This is a genomic window from Stenomitos frigidus ULC18 (genome assembly GCF_003003795.1).
Classification (GTDB): Bacteria; Cyanobacteriota; Cyanobacteriia; order Leptolyngbyales; family Leptolyngbyaceae; genus Stenomitos; species Stenomitos frigidus_A.
In genome coordinates, this window is sequence record NZ_PVWK01000097.1 from 75,327 (window position 1) to 93,120 (window position 17,794).

A 17,794-nucleotide genomic window follows, 5' to 3' on the forward strand; every position below is an offset into this window, starting at 1 on the left:
TCGTTTCAGATTGGTCGTTCAATTCATGTGATATGCGCTTTCTTCATCCTCAGTCTCAACGCTCTAAAGGCTTTCGTGGCGTGCCACTACATCTGGTTCTGGTAGTGCCATTTGTACTACAAATCTTTGCCGCCGTGGGATTGACTGGTTGGTTTTCGCTCCGCAATGGGCAGAAAGCCGTTAACGATCTGGCAATGCAATTACGCAACCAAACGAGTGCGCAAGTCACCCATCACCTTGAGGAACAATTGACTATTCCCAACCAAATTAATCAGCTTAATTTGGATGCCATCAACATCGGCACGCTGAGCTTACAGGACTTCGATCGCATGGGGCAGACCTTTTACCGACAAATGCAAACATTTAACGTCGGCTACATCAATTTTGCCAATCCTCAAGGGGAGTTTATTGGCGTGGAACGCTTAACTGACGGCACGCTTCTGATCAATGAAACCCGTAAACCGGCTCTTTCTCAGATGTCCATTTACAAAGCCGATGCACAAGGAAAGCGCCTTAAGTTAGAACGGACTGTTTCTGACCAGCCCTCAGTTACTTTAGAAGGCTGGTATGCCGATGCTGTAAACGCTCGAAAACCGCTTTGGAGTGCTATTTATCAATGGGATGACAAGCCAGATGTAATGTCGATTTCATCCAGTTATCCGATCTACAATCGGCAAAAGCAATTGCTGGGGGTTGTCGGCGTTGATCTGATCCTTTCAGAATTCAATGAATTCTTACAAAACCAGCAGGCTAGCCCAACAGGGGAAGTTTTTATTGTTGAGCGTAACGGCTTGCTCGTAGCCAGTTCTGCGTCAGAGGCACCGTTTCTGCTTCATAAGGGCAAAGCCCAACGAATGCCTGCTTCGGAAAGCCGTAACCCATTGATCAAAGCATCGGCTGATTACCTGATCAGCCACTTTGGCGATCTGACTAAAATTCAAGCCATTCATGCACTGAGCTTTCGCATGGCTGGGCAACAGCAATTCGTGCAGGTAACCCCCTGGCATGATCCTAATGGCTTGGATTGGCTAGTGGTGGTGGTGGTTCCAGAAGCCGATTTTATGGAGCAAATTAATGCCAATACTCGCACCACTGTTCTGTTATGTCTGCTTTCTCTCATATTCGCCATCCTCTTAGGGCTTATGACTTCGCACTGGATTAGCCGCTGGCTTCAGCATTTAGTTAAGGTCAGCCAGCAGCTTGCTCGTGGCGACCTCGATCAAACGGCTGTGGCGCAGGGCATTAGGGAACTAGAAGACCTGTCCCAGTCCTTCAACCAAATGGCTGCTCAACTAAAAGCCTCTTTTACCGAACTGGACGATCGAGTGGCACAGCTAACAGCCGAGCTTTTTGAGGCTAAGAACGCAGCCGAAGCCGCAAACCGTGCCAAAAGTGAATTTCTGGAGGCCATGAGTCACGAATTGCGAACACCCCTCAACGCTATCTTGGGCGTGGCTCAAGTCTTGCAACACGACACCTCACTCACACCAGAGCACCAAGAGCGTTTAAGCATTACGCAACGCAATGGTAATTATCTGTTGTCCTTAATCAACGACCTGCTTGAGATTGCCAAAATCGGGATGCATCAGGAACCTTCAGCTATCAATCGCTTCGATCGCGACTTACGGTTGAAATTAGTCGCCAGCACTCAAACCATTGAAGAGAGTATCGACCAGGCACTCATGGTCTATCTAGCTCAGATGCCGCTGGAGTGGGTTGATCAGCTATACCAGGCTGCTATTAAAGGCTCTGACCAGGATGTTTTTGAGTTGGCAACCCAAATTCCGGCAGACGGTGCTCCTCTAACAACGAGTTTAACCGCCTGGGTGAAGGATTTTCGGTTTGATAAAGTGATTGACCTGGTGCACCATACCAAGGAAAGGCATTCCCTAAATTAAGCAAACGTCCGCACGTTCAAACTTGCTATAGATACCAGTTAATAAATTTTTAGATTTTTGGAGGCACTTGAGATGAAAAAGTATTCAGCGGATGACCTTAGAGGCGATATTTTACTGGTGGATGACACGCCAGATAATCTACGGGTCTTATCCGCCATGCTAACCAATCAGGGCTTTGAAGTGCGCAAAGCGTTGAGCGGACAACGAGCGATCGCCTCTGTCCGGGCAGACCCACCCAATTTAATTTTGCTTGATATTAAAATGCCTGAAATGGATGGTTATACAGTCTGTCAATATTTAAAAGATGATCCAACAACGTGTGAAGTTCCGGTCATTTTTATTAGTGCCTTGGATGATGCTCTGGACAAGGTGAGAGCGTTTGCGGTGGGTGGTGTTGATTATGTGACCAAACCGTTTCAAGAAATGGAAGTGTTAGCTCGAATCGAGCACCAATTACGGATTCAAAAATTACAGCAACAGCTGATGGAGCAGAATCAGGAATTGGCTCGCTCCAATCGAGAATTGGAACAATTTGCCTACGTCGTATCCCACGATTTGCAACAGCCTCTGCAGAGCATTACAGGCTTTGTGCGACTCATTCAACTAAAGTATCAACATTATTTAGATGACGTCGCCTTGGACTATCTCAGTCGGATTCATGATACGGGAAGCCGAATGCAGCATCTGATTCAAGATTTGCTCATGTACTCAAAGGTGAGCAATCAGGTTCAAGAGTTGCAACCAATTGACTGCAATTTTGTGCTTAAGCAGGTGCTAGAAAATTTGCAGATGGCGATCGCAGAAAAGCAGGTGGCGCTGGTTTGTGACGTGCTCCCGACGGTGATGGGGTCAGAAACTCAACTGGTGCAACTGTTACAAAACCTCATCAGCAATGCAATCAAGTTCACGCGCCCAGATACCACGCCACAAGTTGAAATCTCAGTCGCCAAACAAGAAAATCAATGGCTCTTTGGAGTTCATGACAATGGTATTGGCATTGACTCTCACAATATTGAACGCGTGTTTGAAATCTTCCAGCGCACTCAGTCGGCAAAAAAGTATCCTGGCACTGGCATTGGGTTAGCGACGTGTAAAAAGATTGTTGAGAATCATGGTGGTCGCATTTGGGTCACCTCTCAGCTAGAGATGGGAACTACCTTTTATTTCACACTAGCCCTGGCATAAAAAACGTAGGCATAGATCCAGATGGATGGACAATCGCGATCGACGTTTATCGCTGCTAGAAGTATTCTTGCCGCTTGGTGATGAGGATGTTAGACTGCAGGCTCGATTTGAGAGTAACCAACAGACTTCTACGTTCGCTGTGGGGTTGTTGATTAAGAATTAAGGGGGCTGAGCAACTTATTCAGGGCTGAAAGGAATAATTAAAGTTATCTCTAAGCCAAAGGCTATCGTCTACTGTTACCGAAGCATGGGCAAGTAGCTATCGACCTTGCCACCACTCACCAACCCGATCTGATTTTGATGGATATCCAAATGCCAGTCATCAATGGCCTAGAAGCAATGAGACAAATTCGCCGCTTGCCTGGCCTGGGTGAAGTGCCGATGATCGCGCTCACCGCTCTCGCGATGACAGGCGATCGCGATCGCTGCCTGGATGCAGGCGCAAATGATTATCTGACGAAGCCAGTGAAGCTCAAGCAACTGGCTAGCAGTATTCAACAGCTTTTAAGTAAAGCCGTTTAAGAGCTTGCAGCTTTCCTCTGTAGGGTGTAAAGCTGTGTGCCCTACGTGAGACGATCGCTAAAAATAATCCAGCGGATTGTGGGCCACTAGATTCACTCGGATTTCAAAATGCAGATGTGGGCCTGTGACATAGCCTGTGCTCCCAGACAGCCCAATGATGTCTCCCTGAGCGACTCGATCGCCCACACTCACCAGCAATTCATCTAGATGAGCATAGAGGGTTTCGTATGCAGCCTCATGTTGAATGATGATGGTTTTGCCATAGCCACCATCCCAGTCAGCAAAGATAACCACTCCTTGCTTGGCGGTCTTCACAGGCGTGCCATTGGGTGTACCTAAATCAATGCCCTGATGGAAACGCGTGTCTCCAAACAAGGGATGAACGCGATTGCCAAAGCCGCTGGTCAGGGGGAACCCTTCGACCGGTTGGACGAACCCCAGGGCCGCACGATCGTGGACTGTCACCTTGGCTTGTTTCTGCGCGCTAGCGGCTCCAGAGGTTGTCGCGATCGATGCGTGTGACTGCAACTGGGACAAGTGAGAGCTGTTAGCTGTCGTTGCAGCCTCACTTTTACCGACGATCGAGGTGGCTAAATTCAACGTGTGACCCAGCGTTGAATCGGAGGCGGTATGCGCACTCAGGCACAGCGATAGACCCACGCAGACAAAGGTAAGGCACTGGACAAAGGGGTTGATGCGGGACTGATCACGTTCTAGTGCTAAGGAGTCTGGTAAGTTGGACTGGCTTAAATCGGCCAGATTCAGACTACAGAGTTGCCTGAGTTTCTCCATGCCAGAAACGTTGGCAGCGATCGCCTCTGTGCCCCAAACAGAGATTGGATTGGAGTCACTGGCGATCCAATCATTGGCGGGTGATTCTACACCCCATGTGGGGATTGGATTGGAATCACTGAACGACGGAAGGCTGGGGACACTGTACCGACGAGGAACTCCAACACTGAGAAAGCGGTAGCTCATTGAGATGCTGATGGTAGATGCGGACCGGTTTTCAGGAGCAGATAGGGCTGTAGAAGCAAGCGCACAGACGCTTGAGCGATGAAATTAAGTAACCGCGTGGTGCTTGCTGCTGGCCTCTCAGTGAAAGGCAACAGTGCTGCGACGAAGGCTGATGATTGCGATCGCACATACACGCGTTAATCGGTGTGATGATTCACCCGGCTGATTTGCTTCTGCCTTAAAAGAATATTCACAAAGTATCATAACAGACAAGTAAAGTCCGCTTTTGCTTTTAGCAAAACTTCAAAGTGGTCGCTCAAGTGCCTTGGTGGTGGGTTTAGTCCGGGACTAAACTTGCCCGTAGCTGTAGAGAACAGTGCTTACTTGGCACCAGTGATACTGAAGGCCTGCATAGATTCAGCCGTCTGTCCCAAGTAACGCGGCTCACAAAAGCGTGTTTGAGTAAGGACGGCCATGCGCCCCGAGCAAGCATCTAACTTGTAGTAGAGTGGGCAATGCCCACAGACTTTGCAGCGAGGCTTTTTGAAAAATTGTGGGCACTGCCCACTCTACTGAAAATCGCTGTGACTCGTATCAGTGAGAAAAATTTTGCCCCATTGTCATCAAGGACTGCATAAACTTCAACCCCCATTCCTATCTAGTTGATGTAAGGGTTCACAACCCAACACCATCAACAAGGAGAAAGAATGATGAACCGCAAACTCGTTAGCTCTCTGATCGCCGCTACCACCCTGTTTACCTCTGTTCTGCCTGCGTTTGCTGGCGAACAACAGTCCTGGATTAATGGCGACACGCTGGCTAAAGACCCCAGAGCGTTGTGCAGTGATGTGGGTCTGGGCAGCAACACCCAAAACAACAACGGCTCGTCCAGTTCCTCTACCCGCAATGCTGCTGCCAACAGCAACTCGGCATCGGGCGCTAGCTCCAACTCTCAGTCCAGCAACAGCACCCATAGCGCTGGTGGTGGCGGCGGCTTCAGTTTCCTGGGGATTGGTGCCAGCGGCAGCGGTAGCTCAAAAGGCAGCAACAGCAGCTCTGCAAGCAATTCCAACCGCTACGCTCAAGCCAGTGCGTCTAGCCAATCCAGCGCTTCTAGCCGTGCCAATGCCTTTAACCGGGATTCGTCCACCGTTGTTACTGGTAAGAACTGCGATGCGTTTGTGGGCGCTGCTGCCGCTAGAGATATCGCTCACGATGACAATGTTACGGCGCGGTATGGGATTGATGCTCAAGTGAAAATCAACGACAGCAACAATCAAACGGCTGTACAATTGCTCAACTCACAACGCCGCTCTGGTGCTGTGAGCAACCTGACCCAATGGTATAGCCCTCAGCGCTAGGTCACGGTTCCGTTTTCGGCGATTAATCAAAGCTGGACTGACGTAGTTGAAGCTGGAGATCCTGTTCCCCCCGTTCCCCCCTTGTGTAGGGGGGAACCCTAAAGCCCCCTACACAAGGGGGCTTCCCGAGTCGGTTCACCCCTTGCTTCTTCTTAAGACCATCCCAGTTTAGAATACCTAAGTTAACCCACGTCTGCGAATGAAACTATGACCAGTCAGCTTCCCATCCCGGTTTTAGTCAATGGTGCGGCGGGCAAAATGGGTCGCGAAGTGGTGAAAGCGATCGCCCAAACAAACGACATTATATTGATCGGTGCCGTCGATCGCAGCCCTGAGTTTCAAGGACAAGATATTGGTGAATTGGCTGGTTGTGGACCGCTTGAGGTGCCTGTGACTGACCAGTTTGAGCCCATGCTGGCCATGCTGGCTCAAGAAAAGCAGCTTGGCGTGATGGTGGACTTTACCCATCCCAATTCGGTGTACAACAACATTCGCTCGGCGATCGCCTATGGCATCCGCCCCGTTGTGGGTACGACAGGCTTGAGCCCTGAGCAACTACACGATTTAGCAGAGTTCGCGGACAAAGCCAGCACTGGTTGTTTGATCATCCCAAACTTTTCGATTGGCATGGTGCTATTGCAGCAAGCCGCAATCCAGGCTTCTCAGCACTTTGATCATGTCGAAATCATTGAGCTTCATCACAACCAGAAGGCCGATGCACCAAGTGGTACCGCTCTGCAAACCGCTCAAATGCTAGCAGAATTTGGCAAAACGTTTAACCCGCCCAGCGTGCAGGAAACCGAGAAGCTGCCGGGCGCACGCGGCAGCCTAGGGGATGCCGATATTCGGATTCACAGTATCCGACTTCCTGGCCTCATCGCCCATCAGGAAGTGATTTTTGGCGCTGCTGGGCAAGTTTACACGCTACGACACGACACGAGCGATCGCGCCTGCTACATGCCAGGAGTGCTGCTAGCCATTCGCAAAATTATTCCCCTCAAAACATTAGTCTATGGTTTAGAGAAGCTGCTTTAAGGTGATTTCCGAGAAAGAATTGATCGTTGGGTAGGGCAGGTTTTGTCAGAATCTTGACATGTAGCCGCTAACCTTGTTATTCAACCTGGACCCTACCGATCGCTGATTTGCTAGAAAACTTAGCTACGGTAGTCTTCCTCTTGTTCATCTTGCTCTGCATCTGCCTGAGTCACTCCCTCTTTGAAGCCTCGAAGCGTTTTACCGAGTGTACTGCCCAGTTCTGGAATCTTTTTAGGGCCAAAGATGAGAACTGCCGCAATGAGAATAATGACAACTTCGGGCCAGCCAAGACCAAACATACCTGTCTCCTATAAGCTCAACGTTGGACAATCCGGTTAGACAAGGGACTTTGGACTGTAAGCGTTAAATCTTCCGTCCCCTCATCACTATAGACGGGTAGAGAACGGTTCTAACGCGTAAGGTTCTAACGTGTAGAGTTAAGCACAGTCCCTACGTAGGAACATCTTGATCGTTTGTATAGCGTCATAGCGCCCAAAAGCCATTCAGCAGAAGCTACATTCAATCAAGGCTGAGAGAGCGTGTTTCAGGCGTTTAGTCATCTAGACTACAGTTACTCTCAGCAAAAAACGAGCTAGAATCAATGCGGAATCTAGTCGCATTACTATACGAGCATGACTAGCACGCTTCAATCTTCCTATACCAGCCAGCAGATCTCCGTCTGGCTACGTGGGCTTTTAACAATCGCTTGGGCTGATGGACATTTCGATCCTGAGGAGCAACATCTGATTACTTCACTCATCAACCAGGAACTAACTGCCGCAGACACCTCGAAAGCATTAGATCCTGTTTCACCCGCTGAACTTGCAGAGGCACTTGGACAAGACCCTGCTCAAGCCGAAAACTTCATGAGAATGGCTGTAATGGTAGCCATTGCTGACGGCGTTTACTCGTTCTGCGAAGACGAATTACTCTTTCGCTACTGTCAAGCCTTGGGACTCAAAACAGAGGTGCTAGAAGTCTTACGCACAGCCCTACATGAGTCTGAGACAGAGGCTGAAGCAGCGCAATCGGTTCAACCGATGCTGGTGTCTAGCATTGAACGACCCATGCAGTCTTATGTTAACTTGCAGCCGCACCCAACAGTGCTTCAGCCAGTACGTGATTGGCTGGATAAGATGGATGTGCAAGATCCGAAAATTGCACATTTTCTTTGTAAGTTGATTCCGTCTCAGTGCCCCTTTGAGCGTGACATTAACCTCTTTGGTCGGACGATCGCGCATATCCCGCCGCTTTGCAAGCTCAATCCTCTCTACGACCAACTAGTCGGTTTGCGCTTTCGAGCGCTCTCTTACTTAGCAGATACTTGTAGCGAAGATATATCTTCCTACTGCTAGGTCAGATTCGGGCTTCTGGAGCTCGTTCATCGACCCATAATCCAAAGCATAACGCCCGTTACACCCATGAGAAGCAGCCCCATGCCACCTGCAAGGGGCTGCTTTTTTAGCCCAGTCATCCATTCGGGTCCGCTATCGGTGTATTGGATGAGCTGTGCAGTATCCAAACTGGCTATGCCCCAGACCCACCCAGCATGAAGTCCACAGGCGAGCCCAAGGCTGCCGCCATCTGTCCAACGTGCGATTACTAAGACGATCCCCATCAGCCAAAGACCGGGCAATTGAGGCGAAATTTCAGTCCCTTCCCAAACCAGGTGCAGTAGCGCAAAAATGAGGCTTGAGCTTGCCGCTGCAACCCAGGTGGAGTAGTCATGCTGTAATTGGTTGAGCAGAAAACCACGAAAGACTAATTCTTCAATAAAGCTGACCACTAGCCCTATAGCTAAGGTAGGGAGCAAAGCCCCAAAAAACTGACGTTGGTTGGCTTGATTCAAGGTTATCCACCCGACCCAACGTTCGAGGCTAAATAATAGCCCAACCCCTAAAACACCTAACCCTAGCCCGAATAATAGTGAGATTAAACTTGAGCGGTTTAGGGTTAATCCATACGTCGCAAACGTCTTCTCTTCGATATGAGTGAAGCCCCATAGAACCAGAGGTGCCAACGCATAGAGCGACAAAACGAGAGGGATTTTTTGACCGATCTCAAGCGGCTTCGGCGGCTGCCATTTAAGGACGATCGCCAAGGGGATCGCAATGGGCAACCACAGGATCAGCCACATTAAAAAGAAGGCAAGCACCTTCACTGTCGCCGAGCTGTGTGAGATCGCCTCTACTAAAAGATTTAAGCGTTCTGAAATAGTCATAAGAATCTGGCACAAAGAGCCACAATCACCAAGCTCTCGTAGAGACCCTAGAAGCTTCGAGAAAATCTAGATCGAGTTTGATCAGCATGAAATAGTGATCAAACCACAAAGAGTGCATCATCAACACCGTTGATCGAACGCCTTAAATGAGGAGCCAACTCTAGAGGTCATAGCGGTAGATTGCTCCTCGCCGTACCGAGTTAGAAAAAGTGTTGAAGCAGGATACCAACGGGTATAGAAAGCTTATGACAGAATGCAATCCCAAAAAACCTCGATTGCCCGTTCGCGAGTAATGTCCAGGGCTATTAGCCACCAACGCATGTGCGAGAAGAGCCTTTGAGCTGCATAAAAAGTATCAAATCGTTAGGTTTCAGAGTAAATCTAACGACGCTCGTCTAAGCGAGGCAATTTTTACCTAGAAAATCGTCAGAAGCAACTAAGGATCATGGATTTAATAAAACCGAACGTTTGTGCAAGATATGTAAAGCCGTTCTGGCATACGAGAAGAACCACAGTGCAACGCACCGACTCAAAGGCTTAATGAGCTAAGGCCACCGCCTTTAGCGAAGCTATGCCCTAGGCTTTACATATCCTACAAAAACCGATGTTATTTAATTCTCATTCCTAAGCATCGGCATGAGACCCGTTACTCTCGCCCTTGCCAGGATCTAACTGAATCAGATGAATATGTTTGTAGCCAAGCTTAATCTCAAACTCATCGCCGGGTTTCAAGCCCATTGCTTGAGTGTAAGCAGCACCAATGACAATTTGACCGTTTTTGTGAACACTCACTCGATACGTTGGTTCGCGACCACGACCATCTTTAGAGCCTTCAGGACTTAATGGAATGCCTCTAGCACCCAGCACAGCGTCATAAAAGTCGGTCAAATTAACGCGAGTCTGGCTGTTCTTCGTTACTGTATAGTACCCGCAGCGCTTGGCTGTTTCTCGGCGCGGCAAGTGTGAAAGTTCTTTTACTTTTTGAAGTAATGCTTTTCCAGTCAGTGGAGTCGTTGCGGTATCAGTCATCTCTCTATCCTGAGAACTCCAGGGTGATGAAGTAGGGTTAAACCAGTAACCTGGCACTATAGAAAATATAGCCTTAAATCCATCAAACCTAACAATATTTTTTTTACGGTTTTACTATTAATCTTTTGCTTTATTCTTCCGATTTTCGTGTAAGCAGGGCGGTCTGAACTGAATTTCGGTAATAGCCCAGTTAATCAAACAGCTCTGATTCTTATGCGCCAACATTTGGCGATCGCGCCCATTGGCACTGTAGCGATACCATGCTCTACGAATTGCTGATGACGCATGAAACCCGTTTAAGATTCTGGCCTTTGGTTCCTAACTCCCTGGCAATTGTCATCTCGCCTTTGTGGAAGTTCATAGACTGATCGGGTGTCAGATCATCGAACCAAATACAAACACGACTCAAAACCTGGCGAATGAAATGCTTCAGCAAGCTTATGACACTCAGAAGATCTTTGATGCAGTCGTGATCTTTTTTCTCAGAGAACGAGGAGCACTCAAAGAAGCGAGGCGGATATCTCAAGGTTGCTTATCCAAAGTAGAGGGTTCTCGAAGGTCAAAGGATTCTAGAACATTTGTAACCATTTTCTCATCACCCCCACAACGCACTCCAGAAAATCATCTAGGAAAAGGCAATCTGCAAACAAGTAGGACTTTAGGAGCTTTGTAGCAAACAAAAGACCCGTAGGAGCAGGTTTGATACCAAAGCGATCGGCTGGAGGCAAAGACGCTGGCAAAATCTGTCCTCTACCAAGCGGCACCCTTTTTCTCGCAAATCACCTTAGGCATTAATCTTTCCATTCGATGATACTTAGTGCCGTTCAGGATACTTGCTCTGCCATGTGGAGCGATCAGCATGACGGGAAACACGTTGCTCCCGCCATTACGCTACGAAGCCCTTTACTGCAACAGACTTTTTCTGAATGGTGCCTCATTCTCGATGCCTTAGCGTTAAGAACTCAAGCAGGAATGAGATTGAAACCCGGCAAAGCATCACTCAAAGTAATAACGTTTTGCAGCAGTAACCATTCATTGTCTGCATTCAGATAAAAAGTGTGACACCGCTTTGAACTTTTTAGCGGTTGCCAGCGTCTAACTTTACGTACATGACGTTCATCACCTCATGACTGCATATCAGTTGTCTCTAGCAGACTATTCAGAGCCGATCACCACTGCTCCCGCTTCGCTTCTACCTAAAACGGCTCTAGCAATCGCCGCAAAAGGCGTTGGCATGAACTTTCAGTCGAGGTCAGAACGCTATCAAGCACTCAAGAGTGTTGACCTGGAACTCAAGAGTGGCAAGATTCAGCTTTTGATGGGACCATCTGGCTCGGGCAAAACCACGTTGCTATCGATCTTGGCGGGTATTCTAACGCCCACAGAAGGCAGCGTTCGTCTACTGGGGCAGGAGATTACAGGCATGTCGCGATCGCAGCTAGCACGATTCCGCCTGGAGAACATCGGGTTCATCTTTCAAGGCTTCAACCTCTTTCCAGCGTTGACTGCTTTAGAAAATATTGAGGTGGCTCTCACTGTTAAAGGGGTACGGAAAAACGTAGCGGCGAAGCAAGCGCGCTCTTTGCTGGCACAGGTTGGGCTGACAGAGAAAGCGAACCAATTACCACGTGATTTGTCGGGTGGACAAAAACAGCGTGTGGCGATCGCGCGAGCGCTAGGGGGCGATCCCAAGCTGATTATGGCAGACGAGCCCACAGCAGCCCTGGATTCTCAAAATGGACATGCGGTGATTGAACTCCTCCATCGGTTAGCGAAGGAGCAGAACCGCACTGTGCTGATGGTGACGCACGATGCGCGCATCATGGATTTTGCTGACAGTGTCATTCAGCTTGAGGACGGGATGTTGAAACAGATGGTGAGTTGAGCAACTCCAAGTCAGCAGTCAGCAGTCAGCAGTCAGCCATTAGAGAAAAGTTGAGCGTTGATCCAATCGTGTCCGGTTATTTTGCAACGGACGCTAAAACACTCATTGCTAAAACACTGATAGCTGATAGCTGATAGCTGATAGCTGATAGCTGATAGCTGATAGCTGATAGCTCACAAGCAGTCCAGTTTCAGAGGATGTTTGAAAAGCCGTCCCTCCTTGCGTCACTGAATCTAAGCGTGCTGCCGTTGCATCTATAGATCGTTCACAGGAGAATGAGGGCATCGGAAACAGGATACCCTCAGGCAATGACATTAAGCCTTTGCATGATTGTGCGAGACGAAGAAGCCACGTTGCGCCGCTGTTTGGCTAGCGTGTCGGGAGTCGTCGATGAAATCATTATTGTTGATACAGGTTCCAGCGATCGTACCGTTTCAGTCGCCAGAGCCTGTGGGGCAACGGTTCATCGCTTTACGTGGTGTGATGACTTTGCGGCTGCCCGTAACGAGTCGCTCAAGTATGCTCACGGTGACTGGATTTTAGTGCTCGATGCTGATGAGGTGCTGGTACCAGAAAGCGTGCCAGCGTTACAGCAGGCCATGCAACCAGAAGCGACGATCGCGATTACCCTTTTGCGAGAAGAACTCGGGACAAACCATCCTAAGGCTCAGCTTTCGCGACTGTTTCGCAGGCATCCTGCAATCATTTTCACCCGTCCGTATCACGAGCTCATTGATGACAGCATCACTGCTCTCTTGGAACAAGAACCGCACTGGCAGGTGATGGCCTTACCAGGCATTGCCATTCAGCACACGGGCTATCAGGCTACCGCGATCGCCCAGCGCCAAAAGGTCGATCGTGCCCGCACCATTATGGAACGCTACCTGACGGCGCATCCCGATGATGCTTACATTTGCAGCAAATTGGGTGCCCTTTACACCGATCTAGGTGATCCAATGCAAGGCTTAGCACTCCTACAACGGGGTCTGGACACTGCGATCGAGGCACCCGTACTGTATGAATTGCACTATCACTTGGGCAGTCTCTACGGTCAGCTACAAGCGTCAGCACAGGCAGCATTGCACTACCAAAAAGCGATCGAACAGCCGCTTCACCAGCACCTTAAACTAGGTGCTTATAACAACTGGGGTAATTTGCTCAAAGATCAGGGCGAACTGATGAAAGCAAAAACGCTCTATGAAACGACTGTCATGATCGACCCAAGTTTTGCTGTTGGCTACTACAATCTTGGGCTCACGCTCAAGGCAATGGGTCAGTTGAAGGATGCGATCGCTCACTACAACCGCGCCATTCAACTCCAGCCAACCTATGCCGAAGCGCACCAAAATCTAGGCGTTGCTTTATTAAAAGCAGGAAGTGTTGCAGAAAGCCTGGAATCTTTTCAAGAGGCGATCGCACTGTATGAACAGCAAGGATCACCGGAAGGGGCAAGTCTGCGGCATAGCCTTCAGCAAATGAGGCTTCTGAGGAAAGAGTGAGCAGTTAAATGACGCTCAAAGGATCGATGCCCTCATTGATTCTTTGAGCGTCATGGGGCAGCAGTAGCAGGTGCTGTGGTTCTACCGCTGTCTGAATCAGTCCCTTCATTTGATCGCTCTGTCGCCTCTGTCAAGTCAAAGGGAGCACTAAGTTCTTCTTGAATGCAAAGGCGATCGCACGGAATGGTATCTGACAAAATGGCACTCGCCATCATGCCGCAGTGAATTTCTAGCTGGGCTTCTGGTAACGCCTCAAAAACCAACCGCTGGCCTGGAAACACAACCCGCTCAAAGTACCAGTTAGAAACGTTGGTAATGCGAGCAACCTGAATACGGCTTGTAGCGTTGACATAGCAACACAGGATGGGGTTGGTGCTACTCGACGGCAGCGGATCGAAGATTTGAGCCATGGAGGAAGACCCACACCGAAACTATAAGGAATAACTTGAACGTAGCACTCCGCGATCCCGTTGGCTGTAAACCCTATTACCAACCGCCTCTTTGATCGAAATTTCTACCTAAAGGCGCAGTGCTCAAGCATCGCAGAGGTATTTGAGCCTTCATAACATGCAGTCAATCGCCTCATAAACGGCTTCAAACTAGACTCTGGTCAGGTCTCTCGATCGGTTGAGACTAGCGGTGCGGCTTACTTGTCAGCTTTGTCAATAGAGGTTTTTCTCATTTTTAGGTACTTTGCTGAGAAAATGCCGATGCAGCAAAAGAAAGTCAGTGGTATCGTAAAGTTATATGAAAATAGTTTTCAGAATTAGACCACTTAGACTTCGCGCTCAATGAGTCTTGCCCAAGGAGTTGCATTGAGTGTTGCTCTATCCACTTTGGTCTCGCAGTGTGGTAGCAGGATGGCGCTAATGGTCGCTAGTGATTCGGTGCTGCATGCATCAGTGAATCCCCTTGCCCCGCCGCATAGCAACGCATCCTGAATCTGGGTTTGCTTAAATAAAGAAGATCGATTTAACGGTTGATGTTTCAGAAAATACCTTGTGATGGCTAACCGGATCCTTTACGTTCGTCTCCCTTGCAATCCGATTTTTCCGATCGGGGTCGTTTATTTAGCTGACCACGTCCACAAGCAGTTTCCAGAAGCTGAGCAGCGTATTTTCGACCTGGGCACTGTTGCACCACTGGACTACGCTTCGGCGCTTGATGCTTGTATAGACGAGTTTCGGCCAAACCTGCTGGTCTTTTCCTGGCGAGACATCCAGATTTATGCACCCGTTGGCGGGCGCGGTGGCAATCCACTGCAGCATACGTTTGAGTTCTACTACGCGCGGAATCCGCTGGTGAAGCTGCGGGGCGCGATCGGGCTCCTTCGTGTCGCCCAAGGGTACTACGGTGAACTCTGGCGCAACCTGGGTTTGATTAAGCGTGGCATGAGACGTGCACAAAAGTACAACCCAGCCGTACGATCGGTGGTGGGTGGTGGTGCGGTCAGCGTCTTCTATGAACAGCTTGGCCGCAGCTTGCCCAAAGGTACGATCGTCTCTGTGGGTGAAGGCGAGGCGTTGCTGGAAAAGCTGCTGCATGGCAAAAACTTTCTCGATGAGCGCTGCTATATCGTGGGCGAAACTACAGCACGCGATCGCATGATCCATGAGGTACCGACGCCGATCGAGAAAACAGCTTGCGACTACAGCTACATCGAAACAATCTGGTCAGAGTTTGACTATTATTTGCAGGCACAAGATTTCTATGTTGGGGTGCAAACGAAGCGCGGGTGTCCACACAACTGCTGCTACTGCATTTACACCGTTATTGAAGGTAAGCAGGTACGTATCAACCCTGCTGATGAAGTGGTCGCAGAGATGCGCCAATTGTACGATCGTGGCATGCGTAACTTCTGGTTTACCGATGCCCAGTTGATTCCAGCACGTAAGTACATCGACGATGTTGCAGAACTCTTGCAAAAAGTTCTGAACGCTGGCATGGAGGACATTCACTGGGCGGCCTACATTCGGGCAGACAATCTCACGCCTGCCTTGTGTGACCTGATGGTGAAAACGGGCATGAACTACTTTGAAATCGGCATCACCAGCGGTTCTCAGGAACTGGTGCGCAAAATGCGCATGGGCTACAATCTGCGAACAGTGCTGGAAAACTGCCGTGATTTGAAAGCTGCTGGGTTCAACGACGTGGTTTCCGTCAACTACTCCTTTAATGTGATTGACGAGCGTATCGACACAATTCGCCAAACGATCGCTTACCACCGAGAGCTAGAAAAAATCTTTGGTGCCGATAAAGTGGAGCCAGCAATCTTCTTTATTGGCTTACAGCCTCACACTCACTTGGAAACCTATGCCTTTGACCAGAAAATTTTGAAGCCAGGTTATGATCCGATGAACATTACTCCCTGGACAGTGCGAAAGCTGCTCTGGAACCCGGAACCACTCGGCTCGCTGTTTGGTGAAGTGTGCCTTCAAGCGTGGCAACAAAATCCCAACGATTTTGGTCGTGAAGTGATGGCCATTTTGGAGCAACGGCTAGGAAAAGCCGATTTGGAGTCGGCGCTGACGGCTCCGATCGTCTCAGCCACTAAGCCACTTGCGCTTTCCGCTTCTTAAGCGGGTGTCATGCTGTGCGATCGCGCTCAGGATGTTTGACTGATTCTTGCTATGGTTCGTAAAAGAAGGCAACCAACTACTGCCTACCGTCGATGATCATCTGTCGTTTCTCTTAATCGTCTCATCTGCAATGTTAGAAGGTTCTATTCTCCAAGAGCTAGGGATTAGCCACCAAGCTGGTTACACTGGCAAACGACCGCTCAATTTTGGCGTTTACTACAAAAACACGTTGGTGGCGTTGTGTCACGCTCTGGAAGATTGCATCCTCACTAGCAGTAGCCAGCCGCTGGTTGTCACTGCGTTTCAGCGGGGTAAATGGTATCTGCAGGAAGCCGATCGCTACGCTGACCTGGCGGAAGGATCGCAGCAAATTGTCATCATGGCAGCGCCTGATGGAGGGTTTGCGGAACACCCGACGAGCCAGAAAGCGAACGTCGAGTTGGTCAGCCTTGATCCGAGTGATCCAGTCTCGCAAGAATGGCACTTGATGATTTTTGCCCCGACCTATTCGGCAATGGTGCTGTGTCAGGAGCTTTCGCCAGAAGATTATGGGGCGCAAGGGCAACCGACCCAAGATTTAGAGCGTAAGTTTTACGGCTTCTGGACGTTTGAAGCCAACCTGGTGCAGGAGACCATAGAACTATCGATCGCTCATATTCAGCGCTACGATTCGGCTCTTGCTGCCAAACTAACGGCGCAAATGGAGGCGATCGTCGCTGCCCAGACTGAGAAACGGGATGACCTTGGTCCGATCGTGGCGCGGGTCGTGGACTATTTGCAAGAAGGGCAAACTGAACTCAGCGAACAGATTCACGCTCACGATGCTGAACGACTCCATCGCGATCCTCTAGACAACAATCTGGTTTCCAATGAAGTGCAGGCCTTTCTTCGGATGGCGCAGTTGACGGATCAAGCCGATTCGACCAACTCCACGGCGGCGGCTGAAGTGGCGTCGCTGGCAGAAGCGATCGGACAACTGCTGGATCTACCTGTTTGGCAGTTGCATCGACTCAAGTTGGCAGGTTTACTGCATCGACTCGCACCACTGCAACGATCTGAAACCGTATTGAGTCCCGGTAGTTTTGGGCGCTATGCTGACGACGAGGCTCTCACCACTGCTCCAAGTTGTCCCTTAGTACCGGGAGCACAGGTGTTGCGGACGATGCCCCGGTTGCGGGCGATCGCCACGATCATCACACATTTGACAGAATGCTGGAATGGGTCGGGACAACCTGCTGGGCTGGCTGGAGACGAAATTCCGCTAGAGTCGAGAATCTTGGGGCTGGCGGCAGAGTTTCAGCAGCGCCTGGTGGAACTCCGCACTGCAATGCCCGCTTCCCACACGCCACCCGGCGCAGACGAGTGCATGGCCAAAGCGCTGGTTGACTGCCAACAACAGCAGGGCGATCGATGGGACCCAAAGTTGGTCGACACATTAGCGTTACTGGTCAGCGGTTTTCAACAAGGCTTAGACCTCTCTATCAGCGTGCCCAAAATCTCGGCTGGACTCTGGCTGATCGACTCCCACTATGCTGATGATCTATTTAAGGCAGCCAGTGAGGCGGAAAGCAAAAGATAGAGAACAGAAAGCTAAAGGCCAAAGAATAATCGAAGCGAATGCCT

The 17,794-nt window shown here is 49.6% G+C and carries 15 protein-coding genes; 10 read left to right on the forward strand and 5 right to left on the reverse strand.

Translation table 11 applies throughout. The annotated features are described in order from the left end of the window. The first annotated feature begins 104 nt into the window (after positions 1–104). The 3 genes from C7B82_RS17130 to C7B82_RS17140 all read left to right on the forward strand — a co-directional run bounded on the left by C7B82_RS17130 (position 105) and on the right by C7B82_RS17140 (position 3,605). Positions 105–1,898, forward strand: coding sequence for a hybrid sensor histidine kinase/response regulator (locus C7B82_RS17130; RefSeq protein WP_245939961.1), 1,794 nt, complete (start codon positions 105–107; stop codon positions 1,896–1,898). Between the two features lie 72 nt (positions 1,899–1,970). Beyond that, on the forward strand, positions 1,971–3,083 hold the full coding sequence (locus C7B82_RS17135) for an ATP-binding protein (protein WP_106257493.1): 1,113 nt from the start codon (positions 1,971–1,973) through the stop codon (positions 3,081–3,083). Between the two features lie 234 nt (positions 3,084–3,317). Continuing rightward, complete coding sequence (locus tag C7B82_RS17140; protein ID WP_106257494.1) at positions 3,318–3,605, forward strand: response regulator; 288 nt, start codon at positions 3,318–3,320, stop codon at positions 3,603–3,605. Positions 3,606–3,662: 57 nt separating this feature from the next. Here C7B82_RS17140 and C7B82_RS17145 read toward each other — a convergent pair whose 3' ends face one another. After that, the gene (locus tag C7B82_RS17145) at positions 3,663–4,583 is read right to left on the reverse strand and encodes a M23 family metallopeptidase (RefSeq protein ID WP_106257495.1); all 921 of its coding nucleotides are present in this window, start codon (positions 4,581–4,583) and stop codon (positions 3,663–3,665) included. Between the two features lie 689 nt (positions 4,584–5,272). Between C7B82_RS17145 and C7B82_RS17150 the strand changes: the two genes are divergently transcribed. Next, entirely contained in the window at positions 5,273–5,923 is a 651-nt protein-coding gene (locus tag C7B82_RS17150; RefSeq protein ID WP_219904548.1) for a hypothetical protein, read from the forward strand. Between the two features lie 207 nt (positions 5,924–6,130). Next, on the forward strand, positions 6,131–6,958 hold the full coding sequence (gene dapB / locus C7B82_RS17155) for a 4-hydroxy-tetrahydrodipicolinate reductase (protein ID WP_106257496.1): 828 nt from the start codon (positions 6,131–6,133) through the stop codon (positions 6,956–6,958). 119 nt (positions 6,959–7,077) lie between these two features. On the opposite strand, the gene tatA is transcribed toward dapB, so the two are convergent. Further along, positions 7,078–7,257: a twin-arginine translocase TatA/TatE family subunit gene (gene tatA, locus C7B82_RS17160; RefSeq protein ID WP_106257497.1), complete on the reverse strand. Its 180-nt coding sequence runs from the start codon at positions 7,255–7,257 to the stop codon at positions 7,078–7,080. A gap of 333 nt (positions 7,258–7,590) precedes the next feature. Between tatA and C7B82_RS17165 the strand changes: the two genes are divergently transcribed. Beyond that, positions 7,591–8,313, forward strand: coding sequence for a DUF533 domain-containing protein (locus C7B82_RS17165; RefSeq protein ID WP_106257498.1), 723 nt, complete (start codon positions 7,591–7,593; stop codon positions 8,311–8,313). Between the two features lie 26 nt (positions 8,314–8,339). Here C7B82_RS17165 and C7B82_RS17170 read toward each other — a convergent pair whose 3' ends face one another. Together C7B82_RS17170 and C7B82_RS17175 are read right to left on the reverse strand one after the other, a co-directional pair. After that, complete coding sequence (locus C7B82_RS17170; protein ID WP_106257499.1) at positions 8,340–9,179, reverse strand: CPBP family intramembrane glutamic endopeptidase; 840 nt, start codon at positions 9,177–9,179, stop codon at positions 8,340–8,342. Between the two features lie 624 nt (positions 9,180–9,803). Continuing rightward, positions 9,804–10,208, reverse strand: coding sequence for an AbrB family transcriptional regulator (locus tag C7B82_RS17175; RefSeq protein WP_106257500.1), 405 nt, complete (start codon positions 10,206–10,208; stop codon positions 9,804–9,806). 1,126 nt (positions 10,209–11,334) lie between these two features. On the opposite strand from C7B82_RS17175, the gene C7B82_RS17180 reads away from it, so the two are divergent. Together C7B82_RS17180 and C7B82_RS17190 are read left to right on the forward strand one after the other, a co-directional pair. Continuing rightward, the gene (locus C7B82_RS17180; protein ID WP_106257501.1) at positions 11,335–12,093 is read left to right on the forward strand and encodes an ABC transporter ATP-binding protein; all 759 of its coding nucleotides are present in this window, start codon (positions 11,335–11,337) and stop codon (positions 12,091–12,093) included. A 308-nt stretch (positions 12,094–12,401) separates the two neighbouring features. Next, a complete protein-coding gene (locus C7B82_RS17190) occupies positions 12,402–13,592 on the forward strand; it encodes a glycosyltransferase (RefSeq protein ID WP_106257503.1) in 1,191 nt (396 codons plus the stop codon). Positions 13,593–13,642: 50 nt separating this feature from the next. On the opposite strand, the gene C7B82_RS17195 is transcribed toward C7B82_RS17190, so the two are convergent. Beyond that, the gene (locus tag C7B82_RS17195) at positions 13,643–14,002 is read right to left on the reverse strand and encodes a DUF1830 domain-containing protein (RefSeq protein ID WP_106257504.1); all 360 of its coding nucleotides are present in this window, start codon (positions 14,000–14,002) and stop codon (positions 13,643–13,645) included. A gap of 594 nt (positions 14,003–14,596) precedes the next feature. Between C7B82_RS17195 and C7B82_RS17200 the strand changes: the two genes are divergently transcribed. Together C7B82_RS17200 and C7B82_RS17205 are read left to right on the forward strand one after the other, a co-directional pair. Further along, positions 14,597–16,171, forward strand: coding sequence for a photosystem II high light acclimation radical SAM protein (locus C7B82_RS17200; protein WP_106257505.1), 1,575 nt, complete (start codon positions 14,597–14,599; stop codon positions 16,169–16,171). A gap of 130 nt (positions 16,172–16,301) precedes the next feature. Then, positions 16,302–17,750, forward strand: coding sequence for a DICT sensory domain-containing protein (locus tag C7B82_RS17205; RefSeq protein ID WP_106257559.1), 1,449 nt, complete (start codon positions 16,302–16,304; stop codon positions 17,748–17,750). Positions 17,751–17,794 lie beyond the last annotated feature (44 nt).

What these genes read in the sequence shown, in the direction of transcription:
- C7B82_RS17135 (WP_106257493.1), top strand. Translation starts at nt 1,971, where the DNA reads ATGAAAAAGTATTCAGCGGATGACCTTAGAGGCGATATTTTACTGGTG.
- C7B82_RS17145 (WP_106257495.1), bottom strand. Translation starts at nt 4,583, where the DNA reads ATGAGCTACCGCTTTCTCAGTGTTGGAGTTCCTCGTCGGTACAGTGTC.
- C7B82_RS17150 (WP_219904548.1), top strand. Translation starts at nt 5,273, where the DNA reads ATGAACCGCAAACTCGTTAGCTCTCTGATCGCCGCTACCACCCTGTTT.
- dapB (WP_106257496.1), top strand. Translation starts at nt 6,131, where the DNA reads ATGACCAGTCAGCTTCCCATCCCGGTTTTAGTCAATGGTGCGGCGGGC.
- tatA (WP_106257497.1), bottom strand. Translation starts at nt 7,257, where the DNA reads ATGTTTGGTCTTGGCTGGCCCGAAGTTGTCATTATTCTCATTGCGGCA.
- C7B82_RS17165 (WP_106257498.1), top strand. Translation starts at nt 7,591, where the DNA reads ATGACTAGCACGCTTCAATCTTCCTATACCAGCCAGCAGATCTCCGTC.
- C7B82_RS17170 (WP_106257499.1), bottom strand. Translation starts at nt 9,179, where the DNA reads ATGACTATTTCAGAACGCTTAAATCTTTTAGTAGAGGCGATCTCACAC.
- C7B82_RS17175 (WP_106257500.1), bottom strand. Translation starts at nt 10,208, where the DNA reads ATGACTGATACCGCAACGACTCCACTGACTGGAAAAGCATTACTTCAA.
- C7B82_RS17180 (WP_106257501.1), top strand. Translation starts at nt 11,335, where the DNA reads ATGACTGCATATCAGTTGTCTCTAGCAGACTATTCAGAGCCGATCACC.
- C7B82_RS17190 (WP_106257503.1), top strand. Translation starts at nt 12,402, where the DNA reads ATGACATTAAGCCTTTGCATGATTGTGCGAGACGAAGAAGCCACGTTG.
- C7B82_RS17195 (WP_106257504.1), bottom strand. Translation starts at nt 14,002, where the DNA reads ATGGCTCAAATCTTCGATCCGCTGCCGTCGAGTAGCACCAACCCCATC.
- C7B82_RS17200 (WP_106257505.1), top strand. Translation starts at nt 14,597, where the DNA reads ATGGCTAACCGGATCCTTTACGTTCGTCTCCCTTGCAATCCGATTTTT.
- C7B82_RS17205 (WP_106257559.1), top strand. Translation starts at nt 16,302, where the DNA reads ATGTTAGAAGGTTCTATTCTCCAAGAGCTAGGGATTAGCCACCAAGCT.